The organism is Streptomyces sp. NPDC039465 (assembly GCF_055639315.1).
On record NZ_JBVKAP010000002.1, the window covers coordinates 558115 to 584997 of the forward strand.

Below are 26883 nucleotides of genomic sequence, written 5' to 3' on the forward strand. Positions count from 1 at the left end.
AGGCGGTTACGCCATCGCCTTCTTCACGGCCGTCGCCGCGTCGCGGTAGACGGTGAGCAGGTCGAGGTCCTTGCCGGGGTAGTTGACGATCTTCACCTGGCGGGCGGTGGCGCCCGGCAGCGTGGTGCCGGTGGACATGTGGGCGTTGTCCAGGACGAGGGCGGGCTTCTTCGCCGACAGGTCGGCCAGCTGCTGGGCGGTGACCTCTTCGGGGCCGTACGTGCCGACGATGTTCGCGCCCGCGAGCTTCGCCGTCCAGGCGGTGAAGACCTGGGCGACGGCGGTGGGTGCGGTGCCGCCGGGCCAGGCGGCCTTCAGCTCGCCCTGGAGCTTGGTGTACTCGGCGGAGAAGGTCTTCTTCCACCGGGTGGCGGCGTCCTCGGTGCCGAACTCCTTGCCGAGCCGGGTGACTTCGGCGTTGACCTTGCCGGCGTCGTTGTCGAGGCCGACCTCGATCAGCTTCGCTTTGGAGCCGGCCGCCTCCTTGATCTTCTCGGCGTACGGCTCGAAGGGCGCGTAGAGCACGAAGTCGGCCTCGGCGACGGCCGCCAGGTCGGAGGGCTTGGGGTCGTAGTCGGGGGCGTGGTGCACCGACTGCGGCACGATGACCGTGACGTCCTCGGCCCCGGCCGCCTTGGCGAAGGCGCCCTCCCAGGTGGTGGTGGCCACGACCCGGGGCTTGCCGGCCGGGCGCTTCGCCGCGCCGTCGCCGGCGTCGTCGTCCGAGGCGGCGCAGCCGGTGGTGGTGAGGGTGAGCGCGAGTCCCGCGGTCAGTGCGAGGAGGAGGGGGTGTCGGACGCGGTTGCGCGCCATGAGCTGATTCTCCGTTCGGGTACGAGATGGACGGCGAGGACCACGGCCCCGGCCGTCAGGACGAGGACCGGGCCGGGGGGCAGGTCCAGGGTGAGGGCCACGAGGAACCCCGCGGCGTTGACGACGGCCCCGATCGCGACGGCCCACAGGGTGATCGAGGTCAGGGAGGTGCCCAGGCGGCGGGCGGCGAGCGCGGGCAGCAGGGTCAGCGCGTCCACCAGCAGGGCGCCGGTCAGCTTGATCGCGCCCGCCACCGAGACCGCGACCAGGACGAGGAGGAGCAGGGTCAGCCGGTCGACGGCGACTCCGGAGGTGAGGGCGACCTCGCGGTCGTACAGCAGCAGCGCCACCTCGCGCCGCCGCCACCAGAACAGGCCGGGGACGGCGACGGCGAGTGCGCCGAGCAGCCACAGGTCGGCGGCGCCGACCGACAGGATCGACCCCCACAGCAGGGCGAACGCGCCGGAGGCGTTGACCCCGGACACGGCGAGCAGGAGCAGCGCGGCGGCGATGGCCAGGCTCATCAGCAGGCCCATCGCCCCGGACAGGCCGTCGGGTCTGCGGGCGAGCGGGGCGACTCCGGCTCCGGCGAGGCCGCAGGCCAGCAGGGCGCAGAGCATCGGGTCGAGGCCGGTGAGCAGGCCGACGGCGATGCCGAGCAGGGCCACGTGCATCATCGCGAACCGGACCGGCATGATGTCGAGGCCGACAATGACGACGCCGACGACGGGCAGCCCGACGGCGGCGAGGAGCAGGGCGGCGCCGGCCCGCTGGACGGGTACGAGCTGGAGGAGCTGGCCCAGGTCGGCCGCGAGGACGGAGCTCACGAGGCCTCCCGCAGCCGGCCCGCGGCCATCTCGACGACGCGGTCGCAGCGGGTGGCGAGGGCACGGTCGTGGGTGACGACGATCAGGGTGACGGGCAGCGACAGCAGGACGTCGGCGGCCTCTTCCTGGCCGGTGAAGTCGAGGGCGGCGGTGGGTTCGTCGGCGAGGAGGACCCCGGCCCCGGCGGCGACGCACCCGACCGCGCGGGCCACGTACGTGCGTTGCAGCTGGCCGCCGGAGAGGGTGCCCACGGCGCGGTCGGCGAGCTGGGCCACGCCCAGCCTGCCGGCTGCCGCCAGCGCTTCGGCGGGGGCGCCGCTGCTGGCCAGCAACTCCCCCGCCAGCAGCGGGAAGCGGCCCGCGGCGGGCTTCTGCGGGACCCAGGCGCAGGCGCGTCGGCGCCAGGCCCAGTCGGCAGCCGTACGGGCCACGCGGCCGCCGACGCGGATCTCCCCGGCGGCGTGCCGGTGCAGGCCGAGCAGCGCCCGTAGGAGCGTCGTCTTGCCCGAGCCGTTGGTGCCGGTCAGCGCCAGGCGCTGACCGGCCGGGACGTCGAGGTCCACGCCGCTGACGGCGTCCACGCGCCCATGACGGCAGCCGACCGCGCGCAGCCGTACGTCCAGCGCGTCCATTCCCGCCTCCCTTTCCCCGGTGTCGGGGAGGGAGTCGGACGGCGCGGCCGGTCGGTTCCCGTCGGTTCAGTCTCGTCGGTCAGTTGTGGCCGAACTTCCGCTCCTTCTTGTGGTCCGGCTGGTCCCTGATCGCGCGTACCGTCTCCGGGGTCGGCGCCGCCTTCGGCTGCTGCTTCGTCTCCGCCGTGGCACTGCGCTCATGGCCGCCGGTGCGGGCGCCACGGTTCACCCGGGTCTGTTTCTTGCCCACGGTGGTGCCTCCCTGTGGTGAATCTCGGGCGAAGGGCTACCACAAGATTCGCACGCAGGTATGAATGCCGCATATCGGCGCCGGGGTCAGCTCTCCGAGGCCGCCACCTGGACGACGATCTTGCCGGCGGCCCCGCCCGCGTCCAACCGCCGCACGGCCTCGACGGCTTCACCGAAGGGATGGACGCGGTCGACGACCGGCCTGAGCGCCCCGGATTCGGCGAGCTCCTTGAGGGCGATCAGGTCGCGGGCGTTCCGGGCGGCCGTGAAGGGGCGCAGGCGCTGGGACACGAAGGGGCCGGTCGCCAGCGCCGCGGCGATCCGGCGCCCGGGGCCGAGCCAGCGTCCTCCGCCGCCGGAGGACATCACGAGCGTTCCGGCCGGGCCCAGGGCCCGCCGCAGGGCCGGGAGCGGGTGGTCGCCGACCAGGTCGAAGACGACGTCGTACCGCTCGCCGGTGGCGGTGAAGTCGGCGGTGGTGCGGTCGACGACGTGCGTGGCGCCGAGGGAGGCGACCGTCCCGGCGTGCTCGGCCCGGCAGACGGCGGTGACCTCGGCGCCGAGCCATGCGGCGATCTGTACGGCGAAGGTGCCCACCCCGCCCGAGGCGCCGTTGACCAGGACGCGCTGCCCCGGCCGGACCTGGCCCCGGTCCCGGAGCCCTTGCAGGGCGGCGGTCGCGGCCACCGGCACCGCCGCCGCCTGCTCGAAGGTGAGGGTGGCCGGTTTCGGGGCGACGAAGCGGGTCGCGACGCACACATACTCGGCGAGGGCGCCCGGCGCTTCGGCGTAGACCTCGTCACCGACGCGCACTCCGGTCACCCCCGGGCCGACCGCCTCGACGCGGCCCGCCACGTCCCGGCCGACGACATACCCGGCTCGTGGCCTGCGCAGGCCGCCCGCGAGCGGGCGGGCGGCGTAGGGCTCGCCGCGCAGCACGATCCGGTCGGCGGCGTTGAGGGCGGCGGCGTGCACCCGGATCCGTACCTCACCGGCGGCCGGCACCGGCGTGCCGATCTCCCGTAGCGCCACCGCGTCCGGGGAACCGAACGCATGTTGGACGACCGCCTTCATACCGCGCCTCTTCTCTCCCAGGCTTACAGCGTAAGCCAGGCTTACGTTGTAAGCTACGCGACGGTGAGCAGTCAAGAAGGGACGTGGATCGGATGGACCGGACGGACCGGACGGCAGCGCACGATCAGCGGGGCGGCGCGGCCGCCCGTACGCCCCTGAGCACCGAGCGCGTCCTGCGCACCGCTCTCGCGCTGGCCGACTCCGGCGGCACGGCCGCGCTCACCATGCGCGCGCTCGGCCAGGAACTGGGCGTCGAGGCCATGTCCCTCTACAAGCACGTGGCCAACAAGAACGCCGTACTCGACGGGATCGTCGACCTCGTCGTCGGCGAGATCGATCTGCCCTCACCCGGCGACGACTGGAAGACGGCCATGCGCCGGCGGGCGGTCTCGGCGCACGAGGTGCTCATGCGCCATCCCTGGGCCTGCTCCCTGCTCATGTCCCGCCCCAACGTCGGTCCCGCGATGCTGCGGTACGTCGACGCGACCCTCGGCAGCCTGCGCGGGGGCGGCTTCTCGGTCGAACAGGCGGACCGCGCCTGGAACGCCATGGACAGCCACATCTACGGCTTCACGCTCCAGAAGCTCACCTTCCCCTTCGAGCCGGACCAGTTCGCGGCGGTGGCCGAGGAGCATCTCCCCCTGCTCCCGCCCGGCCGCTACCCCCACCTGACCGAGCTGACCCGCCGGGTCGTCGACGGCACGTACGACGGCGTCTCCGATTTCACCTTCGGCCTCGATCTGATCCTCGACGGCCTCGAACGCTCCCTGCACCAGGGCTGATCAGCGCCCCCGCACCGGGCTTGATGCGGCTCACCCGAGCTCCTTCGGCCCCCTCGGCCCACCCTGCTCACTCGGCCCGCTCGCCCCGTCGGTCCCGCCGACCCGCCGGGCCTCGCGCAAGGCCGTGAGCACCGCCCAGAAAACCGACACCAGCGGCACGGCCACCACCGCCCCCACCACCCCCGCAGCGATCGCCCCGGCGATCACCGAGATCGCCACGACCAGCGGGTGGAGCCGCACGGCCCAGCTCATCACCAGCGGGTGCAGAAGATGGCCTTCGATCTGCCCGATGACCACGATCAGCGCGATCACGATCGCCGCCACCCACGGCCCCTGCGCGGCGAGCGCCACCACGGCGGCGACAGCGAGGGCGACCGGTGAGCCGATCAGCGGCACGAAGGCGGCGAAGAACTCAAGCAGCGCCAGCGGTACGGCCAGCGGCACCCCGAGCAGCCACAGCGCGATCCCGACGAGCACCGCGTTGGTCGCGGCCACCAGCACGATGCCGTGCGTGTAGCCGGTGAACGTCCGCCAGGCCGCGCGTCCCCCGATCTCGACCCGTCCCCGTACGGACCGCGGCAGCTGCTCCCGCAGCCAGGCCCACTGCCGGTCGCCCGAGTGGATGAAGAAGACCGAACAGAACAGCCCGAGGGCCAGCGCGGTGAGGACGGTCACCAGCCGGTGCGCGCCGCTCACCGCCTCGCTTACCAGCGTCGAGCGGTGGCTCGACAGCCACTGTCCGATGCGGGACTGGACATCGGAGAGCGCCTCCGGGTTGAGCCGGAACGGCGGCCGTTCGAGCCAGTTCTCGATTCTCTCGATGCCCACCCGGAACTCCCGCAGCAGCGTGGTCCGCTCCCCCACCACCGCCTCGCCGACCAGCGCGAGCACGCCGAGCACGAGCGCGATGCTGCCGAGCAGGGTGACGGCGACGGCGAGCGGGCGGGGCAGGCCCCGGGCCACCACATCGGCGACCGGGCGCAGCAGCGCCGTGATCACCAGCCCGAGGAAGACGGCCACGCCGATCTCGTGGAAGCGTCCGAGCAGGGCGAAGACGGCGTAGACGAGCGCCCCGACGGCGAGCAGGCGCCACGCGTAGGCCGCGGCCGTGCGAAGCATCGGGAAGACCTGGGGCGGCGTGCCTGGCTCCATGGCGATCGACGTACCACCGGGCGGGCCGCGCACCACGCTCGCGCGGCCATGTTCGCCCGGGACGGTCCCGCGTGCGGGCCCGGACGGGCGAATACGGCGGCCCCGGCGGGTGCGTTCCGGTGTCGCGGCACGGCCGTCCGGCGGGGGCGGTGAGGATCGGAGGATGGGCGTCGTCCTGCCGGTCCTCTTCTCCGTGTTCGCCGCGTTCAGCAACGCGCTCGCCACCGTGCTCCAGCGGCGCGCCGCGCTCACCGTGCCCCGGTCGGACTCGTTCCGGCCGGGTCTCGTCCTCGATCTGGTGAAACGGCCGGTCTGGCTCGCCGGGATCCTCGCGGTGATCGCCGCCGGGGTCGGGCAGGCGGCTGCCCTGGCGACCGGGCCGCTGTCGCTGGTGCAGCCGCTGTTCGTGCTGGAGCTGCCGCTGGCCCTGCTGATCGCCTCCCTGATGGCCCACGAGCGGCTGCCGAAGGCGCTGTGGCTGGCCGTGGCCGCGGTGGTGGGGGGACTCGGGGTGGCGCTGGTGGCCGCCTCGCCGACCGGGAACCGTACGCATGTGCCGCTGGACCGGTGGGTGCCGACCCTAGTGGTGTGTGCGGTGGCGGTGGTGGCGCTGGCGTTCATGGGGCTGCGGCGGCCGCCGGGTCGCGCCCGCGCCGGGTGTCTGGGTGCGGGCACCGCGATCTGCTACGCGCTGACGGCGGCCTTGATGAAGACCGCCATGCACATCCTCGACGAGGGGGGCCTGGGCGCGTTCCTGACGTCGTGGCAGACGTACGCCTTCTGTGTGACCGGTGTCGGGGCGCTGCTGCTGCTCGAACACGCCATGCAGGGCGGCCCGCTGGTCGCCTCGCAGCCGGCGCTGACCCTGGGCGACGCGACGGTGAGCCTCACCCTGGGCGTCCTGCTGTTCGAGGAGCATCTGCGGGCGGGGTGGTGGCTGCTGCCGCAGCTGCTGGGCGTCGGGCTGATCGTCTTCGGGGTGTTCGCGCTGGCCCGCGGCGGGGTCAGCGCGGCGTGACGGCGCCCGCGGCCGCGGGCGCCTCGGGGCGTTCGCGGGTGCGGAACGTCTGCCGGTAGGCGGTGGGTGAGACCCCGAGGGTGGCCGCCAGATGCTGGCGCAGCGAGACCGCGGTGCCGAAGCCCGCCGCGGCGGCCACGCGGTCCACCGTCAGATCGGTCGTCTCCAGCAGGCGCCGCGCGTGGTCGACGCGCTGCTGGTTCAGCCACTGCCCCGGTGTGGTGCCGGTCTCCTCCCGGAACCGGCGGGAGAAGGTCCGTACGCTCATCCGCGCGTGCGCCGCCAGCTCGGCGAGGGACAGCGGGCGGTGCAGCTGCCTGAGGGCCCACACCCGGGTCGCCGTGGTGGTGGCCACGGTCTCGCGTGGCAGGGGCCGTTCGATGTACTGGGCCTGCCCGCCGTCGCGGTGCGGGGGTACGACACAGAGCCGGGCGACCCGGTTGGCGATCTCACTGCCGTGGTCGCGGCGCACGAGGTGCAGGCACAGGTCGATGCCCGCGACGACGCCGGCCGCGGTGAGGACCTCGCCGTTGTCGACGAAGAGGACGTTCGCGTCCACCCGCACCTCGGGGAAGCTGCGCTGGAAGTGCGGGGCTTCGTTCCAGTGCGTGGTCGCCGGGCGGCCGTCGAGGAGACCCGCGGCGGCCAGGACGTACGACGCCGTGCAGATCGAGACGATACGGGTGCCCGGGCGCAGGGTGCGCAGGGCGTCGCCGAGGGCGGGCGGCAGCCAGTCGCGGTCCTCGTCCGGCCCGCAGGTGAACGGCGGGATGACAAGCGTGTCGGCGGTGGCGAACGCCTCGCCGCCGTGCTCGACACCGATGGTGAAGTCGGCGCTGGAGCGGACCGGGCGGCCGTCCAGGCTGCAGGTGACGACCTCGTACAGGGGCTGGCCGCCGGCATCGGCGGCGGTGCCGAAAATCCGCACGGGGATGCTCAGTTCGAAGGGGTAGACGCCTTCGAGGGCCACGACCACGACGCGATGCATGGCCGGATTCTTTCACCTCATGGCGTTCTCGCCACTCGTTGGGCGTCGCCGACTGCGGAAATCTTGATCACGCGAGGCCGCCGGGGAACGGCGGCGCCGCCGGAACACCGGCGGATTCCCACGGACTTCAGGAGAGGCGGCGTCATGCGCGCGATCGGTCAGGACACGTTCGGCGGCCCCGAGGTGCTCAAGGTCGTGGAGGCCGAGCGGCCCACGCCCGGCCCCGCGGAGGTGCTGGTGCGGGTGCACGCCGCCGGTGTGAACCCGACCGACTGGTGGCACCGCACCACCGGCGGTCTGGCCGGGGACGCGGCGCCGGTACGGCTGGGCTGGGACGTCTCCGGTGTCGTCGAGGAGGTCGGGCCCGGCGTGACGATGTTCCGGCCCGGCGACGAGGTGTTCGGCATGCCGCGCTCGCCGCTGCCGGCCGGGACGTACGCCGAGTACGTGACCTCGCCGGCCCGGCACCTGACCCGTAAGCCGGCCGGGCTGACGCATGTCGAGGCGGCCGCCGTGCCGCTGGCCGGACTGACCGCCTGGCAGGCGCTGGTGGACACCGCGCAGCTGCGCGAGGGGCAGAGGGTGCTGGTGCACGCGGCGGCCGGCGGCGTCGGGCATCTCGCCGTCCAGATCGCCAAGGCGCGCGGCGCCCATGTCATCGGCACGGCGAGCGCGGCCAAGCACGACTTCGTCCGGGGCCTGGGCGCCGACGAGGTCGTCGACTACCGCGCCGCCGACTTCGCCGAGGCCGTGCGGGACGTGGACGTGGTCGTCGACACCATCGGCGGGGAGTACGGGCCCCGGTCGCTGCGTACGCTGCGGCCCGGCGGCATCGTGGTCTCCCTCGCCTCCCCGGCCGAGGCCGCCCTCGCCGAGGAGGCCGCCCCGCTCGGCCTGCGCGCCGCGTTCATGATCGTGGAGGCCGACCAGGGCGGGATGCGGGAGCTGGCCGCGCTGGTCGCGTCGGGGCGGCTGCGGGCCCATGTCGACACGGTGCTGCCGCTGGAGGATGTGGCCAAGGCCCATGAGCTGGGCCAGAGCGGCCGCACCACCGGCAAGATCGTCCTGACGGTCGCCGAGGACGGCCGGGCGGCCTGACAGACGGTCAGTTCACCCCGGCGGGGGCGGGCTTGCGGGCCCGCCCGTCGGCGACCGCGTAGGGCAGACCGGGCAGGATCAGCAGCGGCGCGACCCACAGCGGCAGGCGGAAGAGGATCTCCTCCCCGCCCAGGGCCCTGGTGAGGATCGCGACGGGCAGGCCGACGGCGAGCGCGAGCAGCCAGCTCTTGCCGAGGCCGAGCCCGCCGCGCCGGATCTCCCACACGACCGTGAAGGTCGCGATGACGGCCCAGAAGGCGAGGTCGTCCGCGCCCACGGACAGGGTGAGGTTCCAGGTGAACAGATGCCGCAGGAGCAGCACCACACCGACTACGAACAGCGCCATGGCCCCCATGCGCGCGATCCTGCGCGACAGCGGCGCCCTGGCGCGGGCCCAGGCGGCGGCGAAGGCCTTGACGTCGTCGCCGACGACGTCCTGGGCGGTGCGGCCCGCGGCCTCGGCGTCCTCCAGGTGGGCGGAGAGCTCCTCCAGCATCTCGCGGACCGAGGCGTCGTCGATGCCCCGGTACTCCCAGTTGCTGCGGCAGACCGCGAGTATCCGCTCGTTGGTCACGATGTGCTCTCCCCCGTGGATGCGATGTCGGTGTCGGTGTGGGTGTCCATATGGGCGTCGGCCAGGAGACTGCTGACGGCTCCGGCGAAGCCGTGCCAGGCGGCCCGGCCGCCGTCGAGTTCGGCGCGGCCCGCCTCGGTGAGGCGGTAGTACTTCCGCGGGGCGCCTCCGCTGGCGGACGGGGCGCGGTACGACGAGATGAGCCCGCCGCGCTCCAGCCGGGACAGCAGCGGATAGATGCTGCCCTCCCGCACCAGGTCGAGCCCGCTGTCGGCGAGCGCCTGGGTGAACTCGAAGCCGTACCGCGGCCGCTCGGCGATCAGGGCCAGCAGGCAGACGTCGAGCACGCCCCGCAGGAGCTGGCTGTGCCGCTGGTCGACGGCGTCGGGCAGCTCCTTTGTCATGCGGTACAAGATAGTCGTCAACTGCCTTGCGCCGCAAGACAGATCGTGTTCCTCGCCCGGCCTCGCCCTGGCAGGCTGACCGCCATGGACTACCTCGCGCACTTCCACGACGAGACGGCGAAGTTCACCGACGCGGTCCACCGCGCCGCCACCGCGGGCGCCCCGGCGCCGCCCGTCCCCTCCTGCCCGGGCTGGTCGGTCGCCGACCTGGTCGGCCACCTCGGCGGTGTCCACCGCTACGTCGCCCACATCCTCCGGGAGCGCCTCACCGAGGCCCCGGACGCCACCGACCTCTCCCTGTACGGGCTGCCGGACGATCCGGCCGTACTGGCCGAGTGGCCGGTCCCGGAGCGGGCGCCGAACCTCGGCCCCGTACCGTCCGCCCTGACCGACTGGTTCGCGGAGGGCGCCCGGGACCTGGAAGCGCTCTTCCGCGGCCACGACCCGGCCGTGCCGGTGTGGACCTGGTCGGCCGAGCGGACCGTCGCGTTCTGGCTGCGCATGCAGACGATCGAGGTGGCCGTCCACCGCTGGGACGCCGAGGGCGTCACCGGCGCCCCCTCCCCCGTCGACCCGGCCCTCGCGGCGGACGCGATCGTGCAGACCTTCGACGTGATGGCCCCGGCCCGGCGGGCCTGGCGGTCGGCCCCCGCCGGGACGGGCGAGAGCTACCGCTTCCACCGTACGGACGGGCCGGGCGACTGGACGGTCCGCTTCGACGCCGACGAGGTCCGCCACACGCCGGGCGCGTCCGGCCCGGTGGACGTGGAGGTCGCCGGGCCGGTGTCGGATCTGATGCTCTTCCTCTGGCAGCGCGTCCCCGCCGGCGCCCTCGAGGTCAGTGGCGACAAGGACGCCCTGGAGCGCTGGTTCGCCCTCGTCCCGCCGGTCTGATCAGGACGGACGCCGGTACGGCAGAGCCCGGACGTGCGCCTTCCACTCCGCCTCGGTCAGCGGCCCGCCGGCCCGACGCGACACCTCCGCGGCGATGTCCCGCGGCCTCACGGCGTAGCTGAGCAGCGGGACATGGGCCCCGGCGGCGTGCAGCCGGGTCCCGTCGGCGGAGAAGGCGAGCGACAGGACGGCGTCGCCGCCGGTGTTCAGGGGCGAACCGAGGGGCGGCCCTCCGGAGCCCGTGGCCTCCCACAGCCGCAGGCCACCCAGCTCGTCACCGGCGGCGAGGAGCGTGCCGTCCGGGGAGAACGCGAGCGACCGCACCGGGCTCGGGCCCTCGGCGCCCGAGGGGGTGAACTCGGCGAGGCGGCGGGCGACTTCCCCGTCCCAGAGCGTGACGTTGCCCTGGGTGTCACCCGCGGCCAAGCGCTTCCCGTCGGGGCTGAAGGCGATCGTCGTGGTGAGGGTCGGGGTGAGCAGGGGGTGCTCGGCGCGCCGGCTGCCCGGGTCGCTGACCCAGCCCAGGGGACCCCACCGGGCCGCGGCGGCGAGCAGACGCCCGTCGGGACGGAGCGCGACAGCTCGCCCGTCCTCGGACCCGATCGAGGTGATGCTCGACTGCGAACCGACGAGTTGGCGCACTCTTGCCTTGCGCCGGACGTCCCAGACCTCGATCCGCTCGCCGTCCGACGTACGTGTCGCGTAGAGCCGTGTCCCGCCGGGGGCCAGCGCGAGGTCCCCGATGTCCCCGACGCCGGTGTCGGGTTCGGGTGCGAGGGGGAGCACCGTCGCGCGCAGCGGGTCCCGGGTGTCGATGACGGAGACCGGGCGGCGCGGCCCGGTGCCGATCGCGCCGTAGGCGAAGTACCGGCTGTCCGGGCTGAAGGCGGTGAGCTCCGACGCGGCGCAGCCCCCGCTCGGGGCCACGGTGGGGTCGGGGTCCTTGGGGCACGGTCGGGTCGGCAGCTCCGCCACCGTCCGACGGGTCCGTACGTCCGTCAGCCGGAGGCTGTTACGGTCCTTGCCGTGCCGGACCGTCGCCAGCAGGCGTCCGTCCGGGCTGAGTTCGGCCCGTACCGACTCCGACGCCTCCCACTCCGTACCGACCGTCGGTCCGAGGTCGAGCGTGCGGACGATGCCCTGGGTCGCGCCGGTCAGATAGGTGAGCGTGCGGCCGGTCCGGTCGATACGGAAAGCTCCCGCCGTCTCGTTGCCCAGCGCGTGCCGGAAGACGGGGCCGTCCGTGCCCAGGCGCCACAGCAGAATCTCCTTCTCGTCGGTGGCGACCAGGAATTTCCCGTCCGCGCTGAACTCGACGCCGGTGAGGTTCTGATGCGCGATGGTCGCTGTCCGCCGCCCGGAGCGGACGTCCCACACGACACTCCCGGTCCCGTTGGTCAGCGCGAGCCCGCGGCCGTCGGGCGCGAGCGCCATCTGGAACGGATCGCAGCCGGCCGTTCCCGCCCCCTTCTCCCAGCCCCCCGACAGGCGCCGGTTGTGGCGAAGGTCCCACAGTTCGAGTGGCCGACCCGCCACACACAGGGCAAGCAGGGAGTCGTCCGCGCTGACGGTGTGCGTGTAGGACCAGTTGTCGCCCGTGCCGTCGCCGGAGTCGCGTGGGATCGGCCGGTCCGCCAGCACACGCCCGCGTGCGAGGTCCCACACCTTCAGTCTCAGTTCCTGCGGTTCCTCGCCCTCCAGGCTGGAGACGACCAGGGTCCGGCCGCTCTGGCCGAACTCGAACTCGCCGTCGCCGGGGTACTCCCCCGTGGCCGCCGGAATCGCCTCACCGAGCGAGCGCCCCGAGACGAGATCCCACACGTGCAGCGCTCCGTCCTTCCCGGCCACCGCCCTGCGCCCGTCCGGTGAGATGGCGAGCGGGGACGCGTCCTCGTCCCCGGGACGGCGGACGGAGGAGACACGGCGCTGCGAGGGGACGTCCCAGCGGTCGATCCGGCCACCGACCTCGGCCAGGGCCGTACGGCCGTCCGCGCTCAGCATCAGGTCGGGCGCCGAGGAACCGGCGATCCGCAGGGTCTGCCGCCCCCGCTGCGCCCCCGCCCCGTACAGCGCCGACCGGGTCTCCGGCAGGTCCGCCAGCTGCCACGCGGCCACACTCAGCCGCATCGCCGTCCGCGGGTCCGAGCCGCGCATGTCGTCGGCGAGCGCGGCGATCCGGCGGGCCTCCGCCTGCACCAGCAGCCGTTCGTTGCTGCGGTTCTGCTGCCAGGCGAGCACCCCGGCGACCAGGGCGAGAACGAGCAGGACGGACACCGACACGGCGAACGTCCGCAGCCGCCGGGCGGTACGGGCCGCCGCGCGGCGTTCGTCGTCGCGAGCGGCCAGGGCGGCGGCGAGGAAGGCTCCTTCGAGCGGGGTGAGCGTCCGGGGGCGCTCCGCCTCGGGGAAGGCGTCCTCGGACGCGGCGAGCCGGGCGCCCCGGTACAGGGCGCCGGGGTCCCGGCCCAGTTCGTCCCAGGCCAGGGCGGCCTCGGTCAGGCTGCGGTGCAGCCGTATCCGCTCGCGGTCGGCGTCGATCCAGCCGCGCAGCCGGGGCCAGGAGGTGATGAGCGCCTCGTGGGCCAGGTCGACGGTGTGCGCGTCGAGGGTGATCAGCCGCGCCCGGGCCAGCCGGTCGAGGACCAGCGCGGCGTCGTCGCCGGTGTCGACCTCGGCCCGGTCGACGGGGCGGCGTGTGTCGGGGGTGCCGTCGCCGGGGGTGATCAGCCTGAGCAGGATGCGGCGGGCCAGCTCCCCCTGGTCCGGGCTCAGCCGGGTGTAGGCCGCCTCGGCGGTACGGGCCACCGCACCCTGGAGCCCGCCGATGGCCTCGTACGTCTCCAGTGTCAGTGTGCGGCCCCGGCGGTGCCGCCAGGTCTCCAGCAGGGCGTGCGACAGCAGCGGCAGGCTGCCCGGTTCCCCGTCGGCCTCCTCCACCAGCCGCGCGGTCAGGGTGCGTTCGACGACCAGGCCCGCGGCGGCAGCGGGCCTGACCACGACCTCGCGCAGCTCGGCCGGGGACAGCGGGCCGACCGGAACACCGGCGTCCGCCACGGCCGCGGCCAGCCCGCGGTGCTCCAGGCAGTGGCCGTAGAAGTCGGCCCGGACACCCAGCACCACCCGCAGCCGGCTGCCGGGGTCACCGGCCGCCAGCAGCAGGTCGATGAACGCGGCCCGTTCGTCCGGGTCCTGGCAGAGCGTGAACACCTCCTCGAACTGGTCGACGATCAACCAGGTGTCCCCCACCCCCTCCGCGGGCGTGCACACTTGCCGGTGGGTGCGCAGGGGCCGGGCGCCGGGGGTGAGGACGCGCAGCGCGGCGGGGCGCGGCACGGCGTCCTGTGCGCGGCTGAGCCGGGGAATCAGTCCCGCCCGCAGCAGCGAGGACTTGCCGCTGCCGGAGGGGCCGAAGACGAGGGTGATCCGGTGGGCGCCGACGTGTTCGACCAGTGCGTCGGTGAGGCGGCCCCGGCCGAAGAAGTGGTCCTCGTCGGCGGGGTCGAAGCGGGCCAGGCCTTGGTACGGCGGCTGGGCGTCGTCGTCGGCCTCGGGCGCGGGCCGGCGTGCCTCCTCCTGTTCGGCGGCGCGCCAGCGCTTCTCCCAGTCGGCGCGGTCCCCGTCGCACGCCTTCACGTAGGCGAGGGTCACGGCCAGCGAGGGCAGCTTCTCGCCCGCGGCCGCCTGGGACAGGGCGGTGACGGAGAATCCGGCGCGCTGCGCCATGGACCGGTAGGAGGGTCCGCCGGCCTCCTGGCGCAGTTTGCGCAACTCGAACGCGAACCGCTGTACCGGCCCTGCGGCCGGATCGACCGGCTTCTCCCGACGCCCCACTCCGCCCCCCGTGTTCGATCATCGTCCGATCGGCCAAGGTACGGACGGCGAAGGCGCCGGGACAAGCGCCCTCCCGGCCAACCGGCGGGCCACCGGCGGGCCGTGCGGGATTGTTCAGTGCCCCGGACCAGGGCTGCTGAACAATCCGAACCCCGCTGGAATCGGTGACCGACGGGCCACACCGGCACGTCGCACACCGACACGGTGAAGGAGAAGATCATGAGGTTCGTACGGACGGGCGCGATGGCGGCGACCACGCTCGCGGTGGCGGGAGCGACCCTCCTGGGATCGACGACGGCTTCGTACGCGGGCAGCAACGGCCAGCAGGTCAGGGTGAGCACGCGGTACTCGGACGAGGTGAAGGTCTGCGGCACCAACCATCGCGGGGAGTACAAGTGCACGCCGTGGTTCAACACGCCCGGCGGGCGTGGCGACTACAGCGGCAAGTCCGGCTACTGGTTCAAGGGCTCCGTGAAGATCACCGGCATCCAGGCGGAGAACGGCAAGAAGCGCACCATGAAGTGCTACGTGCCCAAGTCCCAGCCGGCCAACTGGACCTACTGCGACGGCTACGCCGGCGGCCTCTGACCGAGCGCGGCGCGCGGGCCCTGGTGGATCACGGGGGTATCAGCTGGGGCCCGCCCCCGCCGTGGACCGAGAAGGAGACGGACGTGAAGGCTGACCGTCGGAGGAGCCTGTGGCGGGCCGGTGAGGTGTGGCTGTGCGCCCTCGGGCTCGTCGTGTGCGTGGGGGCGTTCGCCTGGACCATGGTCACGGGGCGGTCCGGGATGTACGCGCCGATCCCCATGGTGCTGGCCATCGCTCTGTTCGAGCTGTCGTACCGCTGCTGGGACAAGTGGTGGACCCAGAGCCAATGTGACCAATTGGCAACAAAGTAACAGGACGCGCAACGATCGGTACGGGACGGGGCATCTCTGTGCTCGACATGTCAGGCGCAGCTAAGAGGGCCCAAGGATGAACGCGGTACCGGCGGACGACCCGTCCCCCGAAGAGCCGAAGCCGGAGCAGGAACAGGAGCGGGACCGGAAGCGGGAGGAGCGGGAGCCCGAGCCGGAGGCGAAGCCCGAGCCGGACCCGGAGCCCGAGCCGGACCCGGACCCGGAGCCCGAGCCGGACCCGGGGCCCGAGCCCGTGCCGTCGGCTCCCGCGTCCGTGGCCGCGCCGCCGCCCGAGCCGGAGCGGACGCGGGAGTCGCCGATGCCCGCGCTCGATCTGCTGGCGCAGCTCACCAACACTCCCCCGCCGCCGCAGACCCCGGCCCGCTCCCTCGTGCGGCGGGTCAAGATCTGGGGGCCGCTCGTCCTGCTGCTGGCCGCCGTCCTCGTCGGCGTACAGGCGCTGCGTCCGCTGCCCGCGCCCGCGCTGGGCGGCGCCGAGGCCGCGTACACGCTGCCCGGCCGGTTCGAGGCCCCGTGGCCGGACCACGGGCAGGGCGCCATCCTGATCCCCGGCTCCGGTGAGGTGGCGAGCTTCGGGGCTCAGAAGCCCGTGCCGACGGCGAGTGTCGCCAAGGTGATGACGGCCTACGTCATCCTCAAGGAGCACCCGCTGAAGAAGGGCGAGGCCGGGCCGCGGATCGCGGTGGACGCCAAGGCCGTGGCGGACGGGCAGGTCACATACGAGTCCAGGATCGAGGGGCTGAAGGCCGGGACGACGTTCAGCCAGCAGGACATGCTCAAGATGCTGATGATCCCCTCGGGCAACAACATCGCCCGGCTCCTGGCCCGCTGGGACACCGGCAGCGACACCACCACCGCGTTCGTGGCGAAGATGAACGCCGCGGCCAAGGACCTCGGGATGAAGGACACCACCTACACCGACCCCAGCGGGCTCGACGCCAAGACCGTGAGCACGGCCGTCGACCAGCTGAAGCTGGCGGAGGCGGTGATGAGGTTCGACGCGTTCCGGGCGGTCGTGGCGCTGCCGAACGCGCCGATCGAGGGGCTGCCGAAGCCGCTGTACAACAACAACGACAGCCTGCTGCTGTCGGGTCTGAGCATCAAGGGCATCAAGACCGGCTCCAGTTCGGCGGCCGGCGGCACGCTGATGTGGGCGGCGTACAAGACCGTGGGCGCGCGGACGCCGCTGATCGTCGGCATGATGATGGGCCAGCGGGCCGAGGGCCCCGACCCCGAGGCGCTCCGGAGTCTCGCTCTGGTGAAGACCAACACCCAGAAGGTCGTCGCGGCCGTCCGGGAGGCGCTCACCTCGGCGGTGGCGGTGCGCAAGGGTCAGGTCGTCGGGTACGTCGACGACCGTATGGGCCGTCGTACGCCGGTCGTGGCGGCGCGGGACCTCCAGGTCGTGGGCGTGCCCGGGCAGAAGCTGACGGTCACACTCGACGACGGCGGCAAGCCGCTTCCGCACGCGGCGGGGGCGGGCACCGAGGTCGGCCGGCTCACCGTCGGCAGCGGTCCCGGCGCGCAGTCGGTCGCGGTGACCTTGAAGGAGGAGCTGACCGCACCGGGCTTCGCGGACAAGCTCACCCGGCTCGGCTGACCACGTCCCCAGGCCCCGTCGTCGACGGCGTCAGTCCGCCGGCGGGGCCTGGCTCACGGCGTCGAGGAGTTCGGGCAGCGTCCCCGGGAAGTGCCTGATCAGCGGGTACATCGCGATCCACCGCTCGGGCCGGATCTCGCCCGCCGTCCAGTGGCCCAGCAGCGCGGCGGTCGCGACGTGCAGCGCGGCGCGTCCGCTCCAGGCGGCGCGGGAGACGTCCGCGCATCCCGAGGCCTGGCCGACCCAGGAGGTGAGGACGCGCGCCGGGCGCACCAGCGCCGCGACGTCGGCCGCGGGGAGCTGGCCGCGTTCGATCACCGCGGCGAGGTGCTCGACCGTCGGTCCCTCGGATCCGCTGTACGTGACGGATGTGGCCGCGAGCGTCTGCCGTGCCGATTCGGCCGTGTCGCCGAGGGGGCCGGTGTCGCCCGGCGGGTGCCATGCGGGTACCCAGGGCGGGGCCTTCCGCGCGGCGGCGCCGCGGGCGGCGGGCCGGGCGGCGGGGGCCGGGGGCAGGGTCCGGCCGGGGCGCGCGGGCCGCCCGGTCCGCAGCACCACCGCGACCTCGGGCGGGCAGTCCGGCCGCAGCATCAGCAGGCGTGCCGCTGGGCGCGGGAGCGTGCCGCCGAGCCGGGCCGCCGCGATCAGCGGCCAGTGGATCCGGTACGGCTCCTTCAGTACAGCCTCGAACGCCCGGCGGGTCCGCCACTCGCTCGCGTGCCGCTCCACCGCCCGCAGCCGCCGCAGCAGCGCGCCGGTGCCGAGCCAGTGCTCCTCGACGGTGTCGAGGTAGGGCTCCGGGGCCGGCTGGGCGCAGGCGTCGGCGATGTCGGCGGTGACCGGGTCCAGCGGCGGGGGTATCTCGGCCACCAGCTCGCGTATCCGCGCCGTGCCGCCGTGCCGCCGGACGGTGGCCCACGCGGTGGCCCGGGTGGTCGGCGCGGCGGCGTCACGCTGGTCGACCAGGGCGGCCGTCGCGAGGTCGGGGTCGGCCGAGAGCAGGGCCCGCCGGTGGAACGCGGGGTGCGGGTGGCGCCCGGTGGCGACGAGGGCGGGGGCGCGCAGCCGCAGCCGCCGCTCGGGTTCCTCGCACAGCTGATGGTTGTTCACGAGCGCGGCGTCGACCGCGGGGTCGTCGAGGGCAACCAGGTCGAGCTGGGTCGTCTCGCCGCCCACCGCGGCCGCGAGCGCGGCCCGCAGCCGGCTGTCGCCGCGCTCGATCACACACCGGGTCACGTGCGTGGGCGGGTTCATGCCGGCGAAGAACAGCGCCCGGTCCACGGAGAGCCAGGCGTCCAGGACCGCGGTGCGCAGCTCGTACGGAACGAGCGTGGCGAGGCAGTACAGATGGAATCTGAGCGTCATCCGCTCGCTGGGGCTCATCTCCCCCGGCGCGCCCATGTCGTCGTCCCCCTTCGCGGCCCGGAGCGCCCGACCCTACAAGATCACCGGTCGTGTCCTCCGTTCGGCCGCAGGTGCCGCCAGAGGAACGTATGGACCAGGGCGTGGTTGAAGGCGGCCTCCTCGTGGTCGCTGGCTCCGGCGTGACCGCCGCCGGTGTTCTCGTAGAAGAGGACCTGGTGGCCCATCTCGCGCATCTTGGCGGCCGTCTTGCGGGCGTGGCCGGGGTGGACGCGGTCGTCCTTGGTGGAGGTGAGCAGCAGGAGGGGCGGGTAGGACCGGTCCGGGTCGAGGTTGTGGTACGGCGAGTACGCCGCCAGGTGGGGGCGGTCGGCGTCGTTGTCGGGGTCGCCGTACTCGCCCGTCCATGAGGCTCCGGCGAGCAGCCGGTGGAAGCGGAGCATGTCGAGCAGCGGCACCTTGGCGACGACGGCGCCGAAGAGTTCGGGGTGGCGGGTGAGCATGGCGCCCATGAGGAGGCCGCCGTTGCTGCCGCCGAGGATGCCCAGCCGGTCGGCGGTGGTGATACCGCGTGCGGTCAGGTCGCGGGCGACGGCCGCGAAGTCGTCGAAGGCGCGGTGCCGGTCGGCGCCGAGGGCGGCGCGGTGCCAGGCGGGGCCGTATTCGCCGCCGCCGCGGATGTTCGCGACGACGTAGGTGCCGCCGCGGGCGAGCCAGGCCCGGCCGACGAGGGCGTTGTAGCCGGGGGTGAGGGAGGTCTCGAAGCCTCCGTACCCGTACAGCAGAGCCGGCCCGGGGCCGCGGGAGGGGTCGGGGCCGACGACGAAGTAGGGCACCTGGGTGCCGTCGGGCGAGGTGGCGAAGTGCTGGCGGACGGACAGCCCTTCGGTGTCGAAGTGCGCCGGGGCCTGTTTGACGGTCTCGCCGCCGGCGCGGATCTCGCCCCTGACGAGGGTGGACGGCTGGAGGTAGGAGTCCACGTCCAGGAAGTACTCGTCGCTGACGTCGGGGTCGGTGTCGGTGATGGCCGCGCTGGCCAGCGGGGGTACGTCCGCCAGCGGTTCGCGGGTCCAGCCGTCGGGGCCGGGGGTGAGGACCTCGATCCGGGTGGAGACGTCGCGCAGGGTCTCCAGGACGAGGTGGTGGCGGGTCCAGGCGTGGCCGGCCAGCGCGGTCCGCTCGTCCGGGGCGAACAGCACCCGTCCTTCGCGGTCCCCGGCGAGGAAGGCGTCGAAGTCGAAGGCGAGCAGGGAGCCGGCCGGGTGGCCGAGCCAGGGCGAGCGGGGGGTGACGATCAGCCACTGGCGGTGGGCGTAGGCGGTGGCATCGTCGGGGACGTCGATCTTCACGAGGGTGTCGTCGGCGCCGAGCAGGAAGAGTTCGTTGTGCCAGAAGTCCCGGGAGCGGGTGACGAAGTCACGTTCGAAGCCGGGTGTCGGGTCGTGCCAGCCGCCGGCCGCGACGTCGTCCGCGTCCGCCTCGAAGACGACCTGGGCCTCGGCGAGGGGGGTGCCGCGCCGCCAGCGCCGTACGGTACGGGGATAGCCGGAGGTGGTCAGCGAGCCGGGCCCGAGGTCGGCCCCGATCCAGACGTGGTCCTGGTCGATCCAGCCGATGCGGGTCTTCGCCTCCGGCACCTGGAAGCCGTCCTCGACGAACGCCCTGGTGTCGAGGTCGAACTCACGGACCACGACCGCGTCGGATCCGTCCGGCGAGAGCCTCAGCAGGGCCCGTCCGTACTCCGGGTACAGCACCCGTGCCCCGTCCCACACCCACTCCTCGCCCTCCGCCTCGGCGAGGGCGTCGACGTCGAGGAGCACGTCCCAGTCGGGTTCGTCCTTCTGGTACTGCTCCAGTGTGGTGCGCCGCCAGAGGCCCTTGGGGTGGTCGGCGTCCCGCCAGTAGTTGTAGAGGCACGGGCCCCGGCGGACGGTGTAGGGGATGCGCGCGGTGTCGTCGAGGACTTCCCGCAGTTGCTCCCGCAGTCCGGCGAAGCCGGGTTCCTCGGTCAGCAGTCCCACGGTCTCGGCGTTGCGCTCCGCCACCCAGGCGAGTGCGGCCTCGCCCTCGACGTCTTCCAGCCACAGAAACGGATCATCGGTCACGCCCCTGATTGTGCTCGCCTTTCGGGCGTGGGATGCAGCCGTTTGCGCGACGTATGTATCCATCCGCTCACGCCGTGTGGCGAGTCGGCATGATCGCCCATAACTTCGGCCTCATGACACGACAAAAGCTCACATGCCTCGCATGCACCGCCGTGGTCATGGTCACCGGAGTCGGCGCCGCGGCGCCCTCCGGAGGCGCGACCACCCACACCGTCCACCCCGGCGAATCGATCCAGGCAGCGGTCGACGCCGCCAAACCCGGCGACCGCATCGTCCTGATGGAGGGCGTCCACCGCGGGAGCGTAGAGATCACCACCTCGAACCTGACGCTGCGTGGGCAGGGCGAGAACACCGTCCTCGTGCCCGCGGCTGCGGCCACGCGGGCCGACAGCGCCTGCGCCAAGGCGGGCAACGGCATCTGCGTCACGGGCACCGCGGCCAAGACGGTCGACCGGGTGAGCATCCGCTCGCTGACCCTGAGCGGCTACAAGAAGAACGGTCTGTGGGCCACCCGCACCGACCGGCTCAAGGTGCGTGACGTGATCGCCGAGAAGAACGGCACCTGGGGCCTGGCCCAGGAGCGGTCCACGCGGGGCGTGTTCCGCAACAACCTCGCCCGTGACAACGCGGAGTCCGGCATCTTCATCGCCAACACCATCGACCGCGAGGGCGGCGCCATCGACACCCACGGCGCCGTGGTCCGCGACAACACGCTGACCGGCAACCGGATCGGGGTCACCGTCCGACGGGTGCGCAACCTGACCGTGCGGAACAACTCCATGAGCGCCAACTGCGGCGGTTTGTTCGTCGTCGGCGACGAGACCAAGCCGTGGGCCGGCGCCATGACCATCCGCAACAACCACATCTTCGAGAACAACAAGTTCTGCCCCGGCAACAGCCGCCTGCCCGTCATCCAGGGCACCGGCATCGTCCTCACCGGCTCCGAGAAGACCGTCGTCCGCAACAACCTCATCCGCGGCAACGTCGGCACCTCCCCGCTCTCCGGCGGCATCGTGCTCTTCCAGAGCTTCGTCGGCGCCCAGAACGTCAACAACCGCATCGAAAACAACGTGCTCGAGGGCAACAAGTCCGCCGACCTGGCCAACCGGGGCACCGGAACGGGCAACACGTTCCGCGGCAACACCTGCGGCGTCTCCGAACCCACGGGGATGTGCTGACCGGTGGCCTCCGTCACCAGCAGAATCGAGGCCGTATGACCACGGTAAGTCCCAACCTCACCGTCTCCGCGCCGACCATCCGCATCGACACCGCCCCGCTCACGCCCCAGCCCGCCATGCGGCTGCGGGAGCTCGTCTTCGGGGCGGCGTGCGCCGCCGCCGTGCGGGCGGCGGCCCGGCTGGGGGTCGCCGACGCGCTCGGCGACTCCCCCGCCACCGCGGCGGAGCTCGCGGAGGCCGTCGGCGCCGAGCCGCAGCCGCTGCGGCGGCTGCTGCGCGCCCTGTCCTGCTACGGCATCTTCGCGGAGAGCGAGGACGGCACGTTCACGCACACCGAGATGTCCCGGATGCTGCGCGAGGACGACCCGGGCAGCCTGCGGTACATCGCCCTGTGGTGCACCGAGCCGTGGACCTGGCAGGCCTGGCCGCACCTGGACGACGCGGTACGCAGCGGCGGCAGCGTCTTCCAGGAGCTGTACGGCAAGGGGTTCTTCGACTATCTCCACCAGGACGCGCACGAGTCGGCGCATGTGTTCAACCTGGCCATGACCACCTCCAGCACCCAGTCGGCGCTGGACGTGGCGGAGCTCCTCGACCTCACGGGTGTGTCGGCGGTCGCCGACATCGGGGGCGGCCAGGGGCATGTGCTGGCGAGCCTGCTGGAGAAGCACCCGCGGCTGCGGGGAACCCTGCTCGATCTCCCCGGTGTGGTCGCGAAGGCCGATTCGCGGCTGCGGGCGGGCGGCGCGCTCGCCGGCCGGGCCGAGATCGTCCCCGGCGACTGCCGGGAGTCCATCCCGGTCGCCGCCGATCTGTACATCATCAAGAACATCCTGGAGTGGGACGACGACAGCACCCGCAGGACCCTGCGGAATGTGATCGCCGCGGCCCGCCCGGGCGCCAGGGTCGTCGTCATCGAGAACCTCGTGGACGACACCCCGTCGATGAAGTTCACCACGGCGATGGACCTTCTGCTGCTGCTCAACGTCGGCGGCGCGAAGCACACCCGGGAGAGCATCATCAGCCATGTGGTGGACGCCGGCCTGATCGTCGACGAGATCCGGCCGGTCAACGCCTATCTGCACGCCTTCGAGTGCACCGTGCCCGGGTGATACCGGGCGCACCCTACGGCGGGCGGACCGTCGAACGCCCCGAGCCCGGCGCGGTGCCGGGCTCGGGGCGTTTCCCGCGGCCTCAGGTGGCCGGCTCGCGCTGCCAGCGGTAGAACTCACGGGCCATGGCGTCCTTCGGCTCCCGCCAGGTGCTCGGGTCGTACGGGCTGACGAAGGCGGACAGCCGGGCGCTGATGTCCTTGAAGTCCGGGTGGTCCTTGTGCCGTGCGATCTCCGGTCCGGGCGGCCGGTCCGATTCGATCAGGTGCAGATAGACGTCACCGAACTGGAAGAGGCTGCGCCGGGTGACGCCCACCAGGTGGGGCAGTTCGCCGGCGTCGGAGGCGGCGAACAGCTCGGCGATGTCGGGGGCCGACTCCGGAGCCATCCGGGCGACGATCAGAGCGTGGTGCATCGGGGGGATCCCCTTTCTCGGGACCGGACCGGCGGGTCAGTTGGCGCGGACCGCGGCCGGACGGCGCTCGGGGTCCCGCTGCTCGATCTTGTTCCGGATGAGCTCCATCTGGATCTTCGAGTTGCGGTTGATGTTGTCGGTCATCCAGGCGTCGTCGACCGGCGCGTCGGGCCGCATGGCGAAGTCCTGCGTCCAGCGCATCCGGGTGCCGTCCGGAACCTCCGCGTACTCCCAGCGGATGTCCATGTGCTGGAACGGTCCGGGCTCGACGCGGCGGGCGTTGACGGTGAGCGAGGCCCGGTCGGTGGTGCGTTCCGAGACCCAGCTCCAGACCTTGCCGTTCTCGTCCGGGTGCATGGTCAGGCGGAAGGTGGTCCGGTCGCCGTCCCGCTCCAGGATCTCGACCGACGCGTACTCGCTGAACAGCCGGGGCCAGCTCTCCAGGTCGTTGGTCACGTCCCAGACCAGGTCCAGGGGGGCGGCGATGACGATCTCGTTCTCGGTGTGTCCGGGCACGTCAGACTCCAGTCTTGAGGGCGTTGTTGACGAGGTCGAGGAATTCACGGGGGGTCTTGCAGCGGTCGGCGTCGGCGGGCAGCGGCACGCCGTGCCGGTTCTCCAGTTCGCCGACGATGCCGAGGAGCCCCAGGGAGTCGAGGCCCCACTCGTCGAAGCGGGAGTCGGGGCGGCTCGCCATGTCCTGCGGGTCGACGGTGACTCCGGCGCCCTTCTTCATCAGGGCGGCCAGTTCTTCGATGGTCAGTTGAGTGCTCATGAGGGACTTCTCCTTGTCCGGGGCACGGGTTCATGGGGTCACGAGGAGGAGGGGGTGGCCCGCCGCAGCACCAGCGCCGCGTTCGAGCCCATGAGTCCGCGGCTCAGCACCAGCGCCGTGCGTACGTCCGCGGGCCGGGCCTGGCCGGAGACCAGGTCGAGGTCGTGGCACACGTCGAAGACGTTGGGGGTGGGCGGGATCAGGCCGTGCTCCAGGGTCAGCACGGCGGCGACGGTGTCCAGGACGGGCGCCCCGCAGTACGCCCGGCCGATGCCGGTCTTGGGCGCCGTCACCGGAACCCGCCGGCCGTGTTCGCCCAGCGCGTCGGCGATGGCCAGCGCCTCGGCCCGGTCGGCGGCCGGGACACCCAGCGCGTCGGCGAAGACCACGTCGATCTCGTCCGGGGCGCAGTCGGCCTCCCGCAGCGCCCCGCGGATCGCCTGGGCGAGCCCCTGGCGGGACTCCTCCCAGCGGGAGGGCCCGGTGAAGGTGGCGGCGTGTCCGGCGACGATCGCGCGGACCTTGGCCCCGCGGGCGCGCGCCGCGGCCGCATCCTCGACGACGAGCATGGCGCCGCCCTCGGCCGGTACGAAGCCGCAGGCGTCGGCGGTGAACGGGCGGTAGGCCCGCTCGGGGTCGTCGCAGGTGCTGAGGTCCTCGTACCCCAGCTGGCAGACGATCGAGTACGGCGCGAGGGGTGCCTCCGCCGCACCGACGAGGACGGCGTCGGTGCCGCGCCTGATGGCTCCGGCGGCGTGGGCGAAGGCGTCCAGGCCACCGGCCTCGTCGCTGGCGACGACACCGCACGGTCCCTTCAGTCCGGCGCGGATGGAGATCTGGCCGGTGCTCGCCGCGTAGAACCAGGCGATGGACTGGTACGGGCCGACGAAGCGGGAGCCCCGGCCCCACAGCTGCTGCAGCTCACGCTGGCCGAACTCGCCGCCGCCGGATCCGGCGGCGGTGACCACCCCGACCCGGAACGGCGAGTCCTCGTAGTCGGCGCGGCCGAGCCGGGCGTCGTCCATCGCCAGGTCGGCCGCGGCCATCGCGAAGTGCGTGAACCGGTCGGTCTGGACGAGGTAGCGCTCCTCGACCAGCTCCTGCGGGTCAAAGGCGCGGACCTCTCCCGCGACCCGCAGCGGCAGCTGCTCGCATCCCTCGCGGGTGACCCGGTCGAGGACGCTGATGCCGCCCACGGTCGACTTCCAGAAGACGTCGGTACTCGCTCCGTTGGGCGCGACGACACCGATGCCGGTGACGGCCGTGTTCCGGGGTGGCGGGGATTGCCGGGAGTTCATCGTGTCCTCCCCTGGGGTCGGGTCATGACGACCGCGGACTGGAAGCCGCCGAAGCCGCTGCCGACCGACAGGACGGTGCGCAGTTTCAGCGGACGGGCCGTGCGGGGCACGTAGTCCAGGTCGCACTCCGGGTCCGGGGTCTCGTAGTTGGCGGTCGGCGGCACCACCTGGTGGGCCATGGCCAGCACGCAGGCCACGAGCTCTATCGCGCCGATGGCGCCCAGCGAGTGGCCCACCATCGACTTGATCGAGCTCATCGGCACCCGGTACGCGTGCTCACCGAGTGACCGTTTGACGGCGGCGGTCTCGTGGCGGTCGTTCTGCTTGGTGCCGGAGCCGTGGGCGTTGACGTAGTCGACGCCCGAGCCGTCGATCCGGGCATGGTCGAGGGCGGTGTCGATGGCCTTGGCCATCTCCAGGCCTTCGGTGGTGAGCCCCGTCATGTGGTAGGCGTTGCCGAAGGTGGCGTAGCCGCCGATCTCGCAGTACACGGTCGCGCCTCGGGCGCGGGCGTGTTCCAGCTCTTCCAGGACGAGGACGGCTCCGCCCTCACCCATGACGAATCCGTCCCGCCGGGCGTCGAACGGCCGTGAGGCGTGGGCCGGGTCGTCGTTGTTCGGGGAGGTCGCCTTGATCGCGTCGAAGCAGGCCACGGTGATCGGGGAGATCGGCGAGTCCGACGCGCCGGCTATGCAGACGTCGACCCGGCCCTCCTCTATGGAGTGGAAGGCGTAGCCGATGGCGTCGAGTCCGGAGGTGCATCCGGTCGAGACGGTCTGCACCGGCCCGTGGGCGCCGATCTGTTCGGCCACCGCGGAGGCGAGCGAGCTCGGTGAGAACGCCCGGTGCAGGTGGGGGTCGGCCTTGTGGTGGTCGACGTCCCAGCGGGCGCCGTGGTCGCTGACCGCGACGTAGTCGTGCTCCAGGCGGGTGGTACCGCCGACCGCGGTGCCCAGGGAGACCCCGATCCGCCAGGGGTCCTCCCGCTCGGGGTCGAGTCCGGCGTCCCGTACGGCTTCCCGGGCGGCGACCAGCGCGAACTGCACGTACCGGTCGGAGCGGGCCACCAGGTCGGGGGCGAGGCCGTGGGCCGCGGGGTCGAAGTCGACCTCGGCGGCGATGCGGGAGCGGAACCCCTCCGGGTTGAAGAGGGTGATGCCGCGCGTCGCCGTACGGCCGTTGGCGAGCAGGTCCCAGAACGCCGGGGCGCCCACGCCTCCGGGGGCGACGATACCGACGCCGGTGACCGCCACCCGCCGGGTCACGACACGACCCCAGTCCGTTCGGGCGGCGAGCCGTGCCCGGCGCCGTGCGGGGCCCCCGCGGGAGGCTCGGTCTGCTCGGTGTCGACATGGCCCAGTTCCGGACGCGGCGCGAGCGGTCCGAGGTGGAAGACCATCCGGGCCTCGGTGTCGCCGACGTTGCGGAAGCGGTGACGGACGTTCAGCGGGATCAGCAGACCCTGGTCGGGCCGCATCTGATACGTGACGTCGTCCAGGTCCACCTCGAGGGAGCCGCTCACCACGTACACGAATTCCTCCGAGTACGGGTGGTAGTGCTCACCGATCCGGTCGCCGGGCTGCACGATGGCCAGGCCCATGAAACCGCTGGTGGCGCCCACCGCGGTCGGGGTGAGCATGGCGCGCAGGTCGCCTCCGCGCCTGCGGTTGGGCTGGGTCTCGCTGAGGTCCACGATGCGGTGGCGGTGCGTGGTCATGCTGCTTCCTCCAGGTGCGTGATGCCGACGGCGTGGGGCGCGGACGGCCAGGGCGGGCGGGGGCG

At 73.1% G+C, this 26883-nt stretch carries 27 protein-coding genes; 9 read left to right on the top strand and 18 right to left on the bottom strand.

The features are described from left to right. Positions 1 to 6: 6 nt before the first annotated feature. The 5 genes from ACZ7LT_RS08730 to ACZ7LT_RS08750 form a co-directional block, all read right to left on the bottom strand. Positions 7 to 813 (bottom strand): metal ABC transporter solute-binding protein, Zn/Mn family, encoded by an 807-nt coding sequence (locus ACZ7LT_RS08730; protein ID WP_471235270.1) that lies wholly within the window; start codon positions 811 to 813, stop codon positions 7 to 9. Then, positions 771 to 1640: a metal ABC transporter permease gene (locus ACZ7LT_RS08735; protein WP_471235271.1), complete on the bottom strand. Its 870-nt coding sequence runs from the start codon at positions 1638 to 1640 to the stop codon at positions 771 to 773. The genes ACZ7LT_RS08730 and ACZ7LT_RS08735 overlap by 43 nt, the downstream gene beginning before the upstream one ends. Beyond that, positions 1637 to 2272, bottom strand: coding sequence for a metal ABC transporter ATP-binding protein (locus ACZ7LT_RS08740; RefSeq protein WP_471235272.1), 636 nt, complete (start codon positions 2270 to 2272; stop codon positions 1637 to 1639). The genes ACZ7LT_RS08735 and ACZ7LT_RS08740 overlap by 4 nt, the downstream gene beginning before the upstream one ends. A 79-nt stretch (positions 2273 to 2351) precedes the next feature. After that, positions 2352 to 2522: a hypothetical protein gene (locus ACZ7LT_RS08745; protein ID WP_471235273.1), complete on the bottom strand. Its 171-nt coding sequence runs from the start codon at positions 2520 to 2522 to the stop codon at positions 2352 to 2354. Positions 2523 to 2608: 86 nt separating this feature from the next. Further along, positions 2609 to 3595 (bottom strand): NAD(P)-dependent alcohol dehydrogenase, encoded by a 987-nt coding sequence (locus ACZ7LT_RS08750; RefSeq protein ID WP_471235274.1) that lies wholly within the window; start codon positions 3593 to 3595, stop codon positions 2609 to 2611. A gap of 92 nt (positions 3596 to 3687) precedes the next feature. Here ACZ7LT_RS08750 and ACZ7LT_RS08755 point away from each other — a divergent pair, with 92 nt between their 5' ends. Then, complete coding sequence (locus tag ACZ7LT_RS08755; protein WP_471235275.1) at positions 3688 to 4377, top strand: TetR/AcrR family transcriptional regulator C-terminal domain-containing protein; 690 nt, start codon at positions 3688 to 3690, stop codon at positions 4375 to 4377. A gap of 30 nt (positions 4378 to 4407) precedes the next feature. Here the strand turns inward: ACZ7LT_RS08755 and ACZ7LT_RS08760 are convergent, their stop codons facing one another. Further along, positions 4408 to 5529 (bottom strand): AI-2E family transporter, encoded by a 1122-nt coding sequence (locus ACZ7LT_RS08760; RefSeq protein ID WP_471235276.1) that lies wholly within the window; start codon positions 5527 to 5529, stop codon positions 4408 to 4410. A 163-nt stretch (positions 5530 to 5692) separates the two neighbouring features. Between ACZ7LT_RS08760 and ACZ7LT_RS08765 the strand changes: the two genes are divergently transcribed. Then, positions 5693 to 6547: a DMT family transporter gene (locus ACZ7LT_RS08765; RefSeq protein WP_471235277.1), complete on the top strand. Its 855-nt coding sequence runs from the start codon at positions 5693 to 5695 to the stop codon at positions 6545 to 6547. Here ACZ7LT_RS08765 and ACZ7LT_RS08770 read toward each other — a convergent pair. Next, entirely contained in the window at positions 6534 to 7535 is a 1002-nt protein-coding gene (locus ACZ7LT_RS08770; RefSeq protein ID WP_471235278.1) for a GlxA family transcriptional regulator, read from the bottom strand. The two genes, ACZ7LT_RS08765 and ACZ7LT_RS08770, sit on opposite strands and share 14 nt — an antisense overlap. Positions 7536 to 7679: 144 nt before the next feature. Here ACZ7LT_RS08770 and ACZ7LT_RS08775 point away from each other — a divergent pair, with 144 nt between their 5' ends. Continuing rightward, on the top strand, positions 7680 to 8633 hold the full coding sequence (locus ACZ7LT_RS08775; protein ID WP_471235279.1) for an NADP-dependent oxidoreductase: 954 nt from the start codon (positions 7680 to 7682) through the stop codon (positions 8631 to 8633). A 7-nt stretch (positions 8634 to 8640) separates the two neighbouring features. On the opposite strand, the gene ACZ7LT_RS08780 is transcribed toward ACZ7LT_RS08775, so the two are convergent. Together ACZ7LT_RS08780 and ACZ7LT_RS08785 are read right to left on the bottom strand one after the other, a co-directional pair. Beyond that, positions 8641 to 9207, bottom strand: a complete 567-nt coding sequence (locus ACZ7LT_RS08780; RefSeq protein WP_471235280.1) for a hypothetical protein — start codon at positions 9205 to 9207, stop codon at positions 8641 to 8643. Continuing rightward, positions 9204 to 9611, bottom strand: a complete 408-nt coding sequence (locus ACZ7LT_RS08785) for a PadR family transcriptional regulator (RefSeq protein WP_471235281.1) — start codon at positions 9609 to 9611, stop codon at positions 9204 to 9206. Before ACZ7LT_RS08785 ends, ACZ7LT_RS08780 begins: the two co-directional genes overlap by 4 nt. An 84-nt stretch (positions 9612 to 9695) precedes the next feature. Between ACZ7LT_RS08785 and ACZ7LT_RS08790 the strand changes: the two genes are divergently transcribed. Next, complete coding sequence (locus ACZ7LT_RS08790) at positions 9696 to 10505, top strand: maleylpyruvate isomerase family mycothiol-dependent enzyme (RefSeq protein ID WP_471235282.1); 810 nt, start codon at positions 9696 to 9698, stop codon at positions 10503 to 10505. Here ACZ7LT_RS08790 and ACZ7LT_RS08795 read toward each other — a convergent pair whose 3' ends face one another. After that, positions 10506 to 14336 carry an nSTAND1 domain-containing NTPase gene (locus ACZ7LT_RS08795; protein WP_471235283.1) on the bottom strand — a complete coding sequence of 1277 codons (3831 nt, stop codon included), beginning with the start codon at positions 14334 to 14336 and terminating at the stop codon, positions 10506 to 10508. Positions 14337 to 14555: 219 nt separating this feature from the next. Between ACZ7LT_RS08795 and ACZ7LT_RS08800 the strand changes: the two genes are divergently transcribed. The 3 genes from ACZ7LT_RS08800 to ACZ7LT_RS08810 all read left to right on the top strand — a co-directional run bounded on the left by ACZ7LT_RS08800 (position 14556) and on the right by ACZ7LT_RS08810 (position 16856). Next, a complete protein-coding gene (locus ACZ7LT_RS08800; protein ID WP_471235284.1) occupies positions 14556 to 14924 on the top strand; it encodes a hypothetical protein in 369 nt (122 codons plus the stop codon). 83 nt (positions 14925 to 15007) lie between these two features. Beyond that, positions 15008 to 15235 (top strand): hypothetical protein, encoded by a 228-nt coding sequence (locus ACZ7LT_RS08805; protein ID WP_471235285.1) that lies wholly within the window; start codon positions 15008 to 15010, stop codon positions 15233 to 15235. Between the two features lie 76 nt (positions 15236 to 15311). After that, a complete protein-coding gene (locus ACZ7LT_RS08810) occupies positions 15312 to 16856 on the top strand; it encodes a D-alanyl-D-alanine carboxypeptidase family protein (protein ID WP_471235286.1) in 1545 nt (514 codons plus the stop codon). Between the two features lie 30 nt (positions 16857 to 16886). Here the strand turns inward: ACZ7LT_RS08810 and ACZ7LT_RS08815 are convergent, their stop codons facing one another. Beyond that, positions 16887 to 18257, bottom strand: a complete 1371-nt coding sequence (locus ACZ7LT_RS08815) for a hypothetical protein (RefSeq protein ID WP_471235287.1) — start codon at positions 18255 to 18257, stop codon at positions 16887 to 16889. A 44-nt stretch (positions 18258 to 18301) separates the two neighbouring features. Beyond that, the gene (locus ACZ7LT_RS08820) at positions 18302 to 20332 is read right to left on the bottom strand and encodes a prolyl oligopeptidase family serine peptidase (protein WP_471235613.1); all 2031 of its coding nucleotides are present in this window, start codon (positions 20330 to 20332) and stop codon (positions 18302 to 18304) included. A gap of 104 nt (positions 20333 to 20436) precedes the next feature. Between ACZ7LT_RS08820 and ACZ7LT_RS08825 the strand changes: the two genes are divergently transcribed. Then, positions 20437 to 21501, top strand: a complete 1065-nt coding sequence (locus ACZ7LT_RS08825) for a right-handed parallel beta-helix repeat-containing protein (RefSeq protein WP_471235288.1) — start codon at positions 20437 to 20439, stop codon at positions 21499 to 21501. 35 nt (positions 21502 to 21536) lie between these two features. Then, positions 21537 to 22613, top strand: a complete 1077-nt coding sequence (locus ACZ7LT_RS08830) for a methyltransferase (RefSeq protein ID WP_471235289.1) — start codon at positions 21537 to 21539, stop codon at positions 22611 to 22613. 82 nt (positions 22614 to 22695) lie between these two features. Here ACZ7LT_RS08830 and ACZ7LT_RS08835 read toward each other — a convergent pair whose 3' ends face one another. Genes ACZ7LT_RS08835 through ACZ7LT_RS08860 form a run of 6 tightly spaced genes read right to left on the bottom strand, consistent with a single transcriptional unit; the run spans position 22696 to position 26818 of the window. After that, positions 22696 to 23028, bottom strand: a complete 333-nt coding sequence (locus tag ACZ7LT_RS08835; RefSeq protein ID WP_471235290.1) for a TcmI family type II polyketide cyclase — start codon at positions 23026 to 23028, stop codon at positions 22696 to 22698. 36 nt (positions 23029 to 23064) lie between these two features. After that, the gene (locus tag ACZ7LT_RS08840; protein WP_471235291.1) at positions 23065 to 23544 is read right to left on the bottom strand and encodes an SRPBCC family protein; all 480 of its coding nucleotides are present in this window, start codon (positions 23542 to 23544) and stop codon (positions 23065 to 23067) included. A gap of 1 nt (position 23545) precedes the next feature. After that, positions 23546 to 23803 (bottom strand): acyl carrier protein, encoded by a 258-nt coding sequence (locus tag ACZ7LT_RS08845; RefSeq protein ID WP_019891052.1) that lies wholly within the window; start codon positions 23801 to 23803, stop codon positions 23546 to 23548. 38 nt (positions 23804 to 23841) lie between these two features. After that, positions 23842 to 25101, bottom strand: coding sequence for a beta-ketoacyl synthase N-terminal-like domain-containing protein (locus ACZ7LT_RS08850; RefSeq protein WP_471235292.1), 1260 nt, complete (start codon positions 25099 to 25101; stop codon positions 23842 to 23844). Continuing rightward, the gene (locus tag ACZ7LT_RS08855; RefSeq protein ID WP_471235293.1) at positions 25098 to 26366 is read right to left on the bottom strand and encodes a beta-ketoacyl-[acyl-carrier-protein] synthase family protein; all 1269 of its coding nucleotides are present in this window, start codon (positions 26364 to 26366) and stop codon (positions 25098 to 25100) included. Before ACZ7LT_RS08855 ends, ACZ7LT_RS08850 begins: the two co-directional genes overlap by 4 nt. Next, a complete protein-coding gene (locus ACZ7LT_RS08860) occupies positions 26363 to 26818 on the bottom strand; it encodes a cupin domain-containing protein (protein ID WP_019891049.1) in 456 nt (151 codons plus the stop codon). The genes ACZ7LT_RS08855 and ACZ7LT_RS08860 overlap by 4 nt, the downstream gene beginning before the upstream one ends. Between the last annotated feature and the right edge of the window lie 65 nt (positions 26819 to 26883).

Bases quoted from the DNA above. Each gene is read 5' to 3' on its own strand.
- ACZ7LT_RS08800 (WP_471235284.1), top strand. From the start codon at position 14,556: ATGAGGTTCGTACGGACGGGCGCGATGGCGGCGACCACGCTCGCGGTG.
- ACZ7LT_RS08765 (WP_471235277.1), top strand. From the start codon at position 5,693: ATGGGCGTCGTCCTGCCGGTCCTCTTCTCCGTGTTCGCCGCGTTCAGC.
- ACZ7LT_RS08750 (WP_471235274.1), bottom strand. From the start codon at position 3,595: ATGAAGGCGGTCGTCCAACATGCGTTCGGTTCCCCGGACGCGGTGGCG.
- ACZ7LT_RS08755 (WP_471235275.1), top strand. From the start codon at position 3,688: ATGGACCGGACGGACCGGACGGCAGCGCACGATCAGCGGGGCGGCGCG.
- ACZ7LT_RS08770 (WP_471235278.1), bottom strand. From the start codon at position 7,535: ATGCATCGCGTCGTGGTCGTGGCCCTCGAAGGCGTCTACCCCTTCGAA.
- ACZ7LT_RS08740 (WP_471235272.1), bottom strand. From the start codon at position 2,272: ATGGACGCGCTGGACGTACGGCTGCGCGCGGTCGGCTGCCGTCATGGG.
- ACZ7LT_RS08860 (WP_019891049.1), bottom strand. From the start codon at position 26,818: ATGACCACGCACCGCCACCGCATCGTGGACCTCAGCGAGACCCAGCCC.
- ACZ7LT_RS08730 (WP_471235270.1), bottom strand. From the start codon at position 813: ATGGCGCGCAACCGCGTCCGACACCCCCTCCTCCTCGCACTGACCGCG.
- ACZ7LT_RS08850 (WP_471235292.1), bottom strand. From the start codon at position 25,101: ATGAACTCCCGGCAATCCCCGCCACCCCGGAACACGGCCGTCACCGGC.
- ACZ7LT_RS08830 (WP_471235289.1), top strand. From the start codon at position 21,537: ATGACCACGGTAAGTCCCAACCTCACCGTCTCCGCGCCGACCATCCGC.
- ACZ7LT_RS08775 (WP_471235279.1), top strand. From the start codon at position 7,680: ATGCGCGCGATCGGTCAGGACACGTTCGGCGGCCCCGAGGTGCTCAAG.
- ACZ7LT_RS08845 (WP_019891052.1), bottom strand. From the start codon at position 23,803: ATGAGCACTCAACTGACCATCGAAGAACTGGCCGCCCTGATGAAGAAG.
- ACZ7LT_RS08825 (WP_471235288.1), top strand. From the start codon at position 20,437: ATGACACGACAAAAGCTCACATGCCTCGCATGCACCGCCGTGGTCATG.
- ACZ7LT_RS08790 (WP_471235282.1), top strand. From the start codon at position 9,696: ATGGACTACCTCGCGCACTTCCACGACGAGACGGCGAAGTTCACCGAC.
- ACZ7LT_RS08785 (WP_471235281.1), bottom strand. From the start codon at position 9,611: ATGACAAAGGAGCTGCCCGACGCCGTCGACCAGCGGCACAGCCAGCTC.
- ACZ7LT_RS08810 (WP_471235286.1), top strand. From the start codon at position 15,312: ATGAACGCGGTACCGGCGGACGACCCGTCCCCCGAAGAGCCGAAGCCG.
- ACZ7LT_RS08760 (WP_471235276.1), bottom strand. From the start codon at position 5,529: ATGGAGCCAGGCACGCCGCCCCAGGTCTTCCCGATGCTTCGCACGGCC.
- ACZ7LT_RS08815 (WP_471235287.1), bottom strand. From the start codon at position 18,257: ATGGGCGCGCCGGGGGAGATGAGCCCCAGCGAGCGGATGACGCTCAGA.
- ACZ7LT_RS08835 (WP_471235290.1), bottom strand. From the start codon at position 23,028: ATGCACCACGCTCTGATCGTCGCCCGGATGGCTCCGGAGTCGGCCCCC.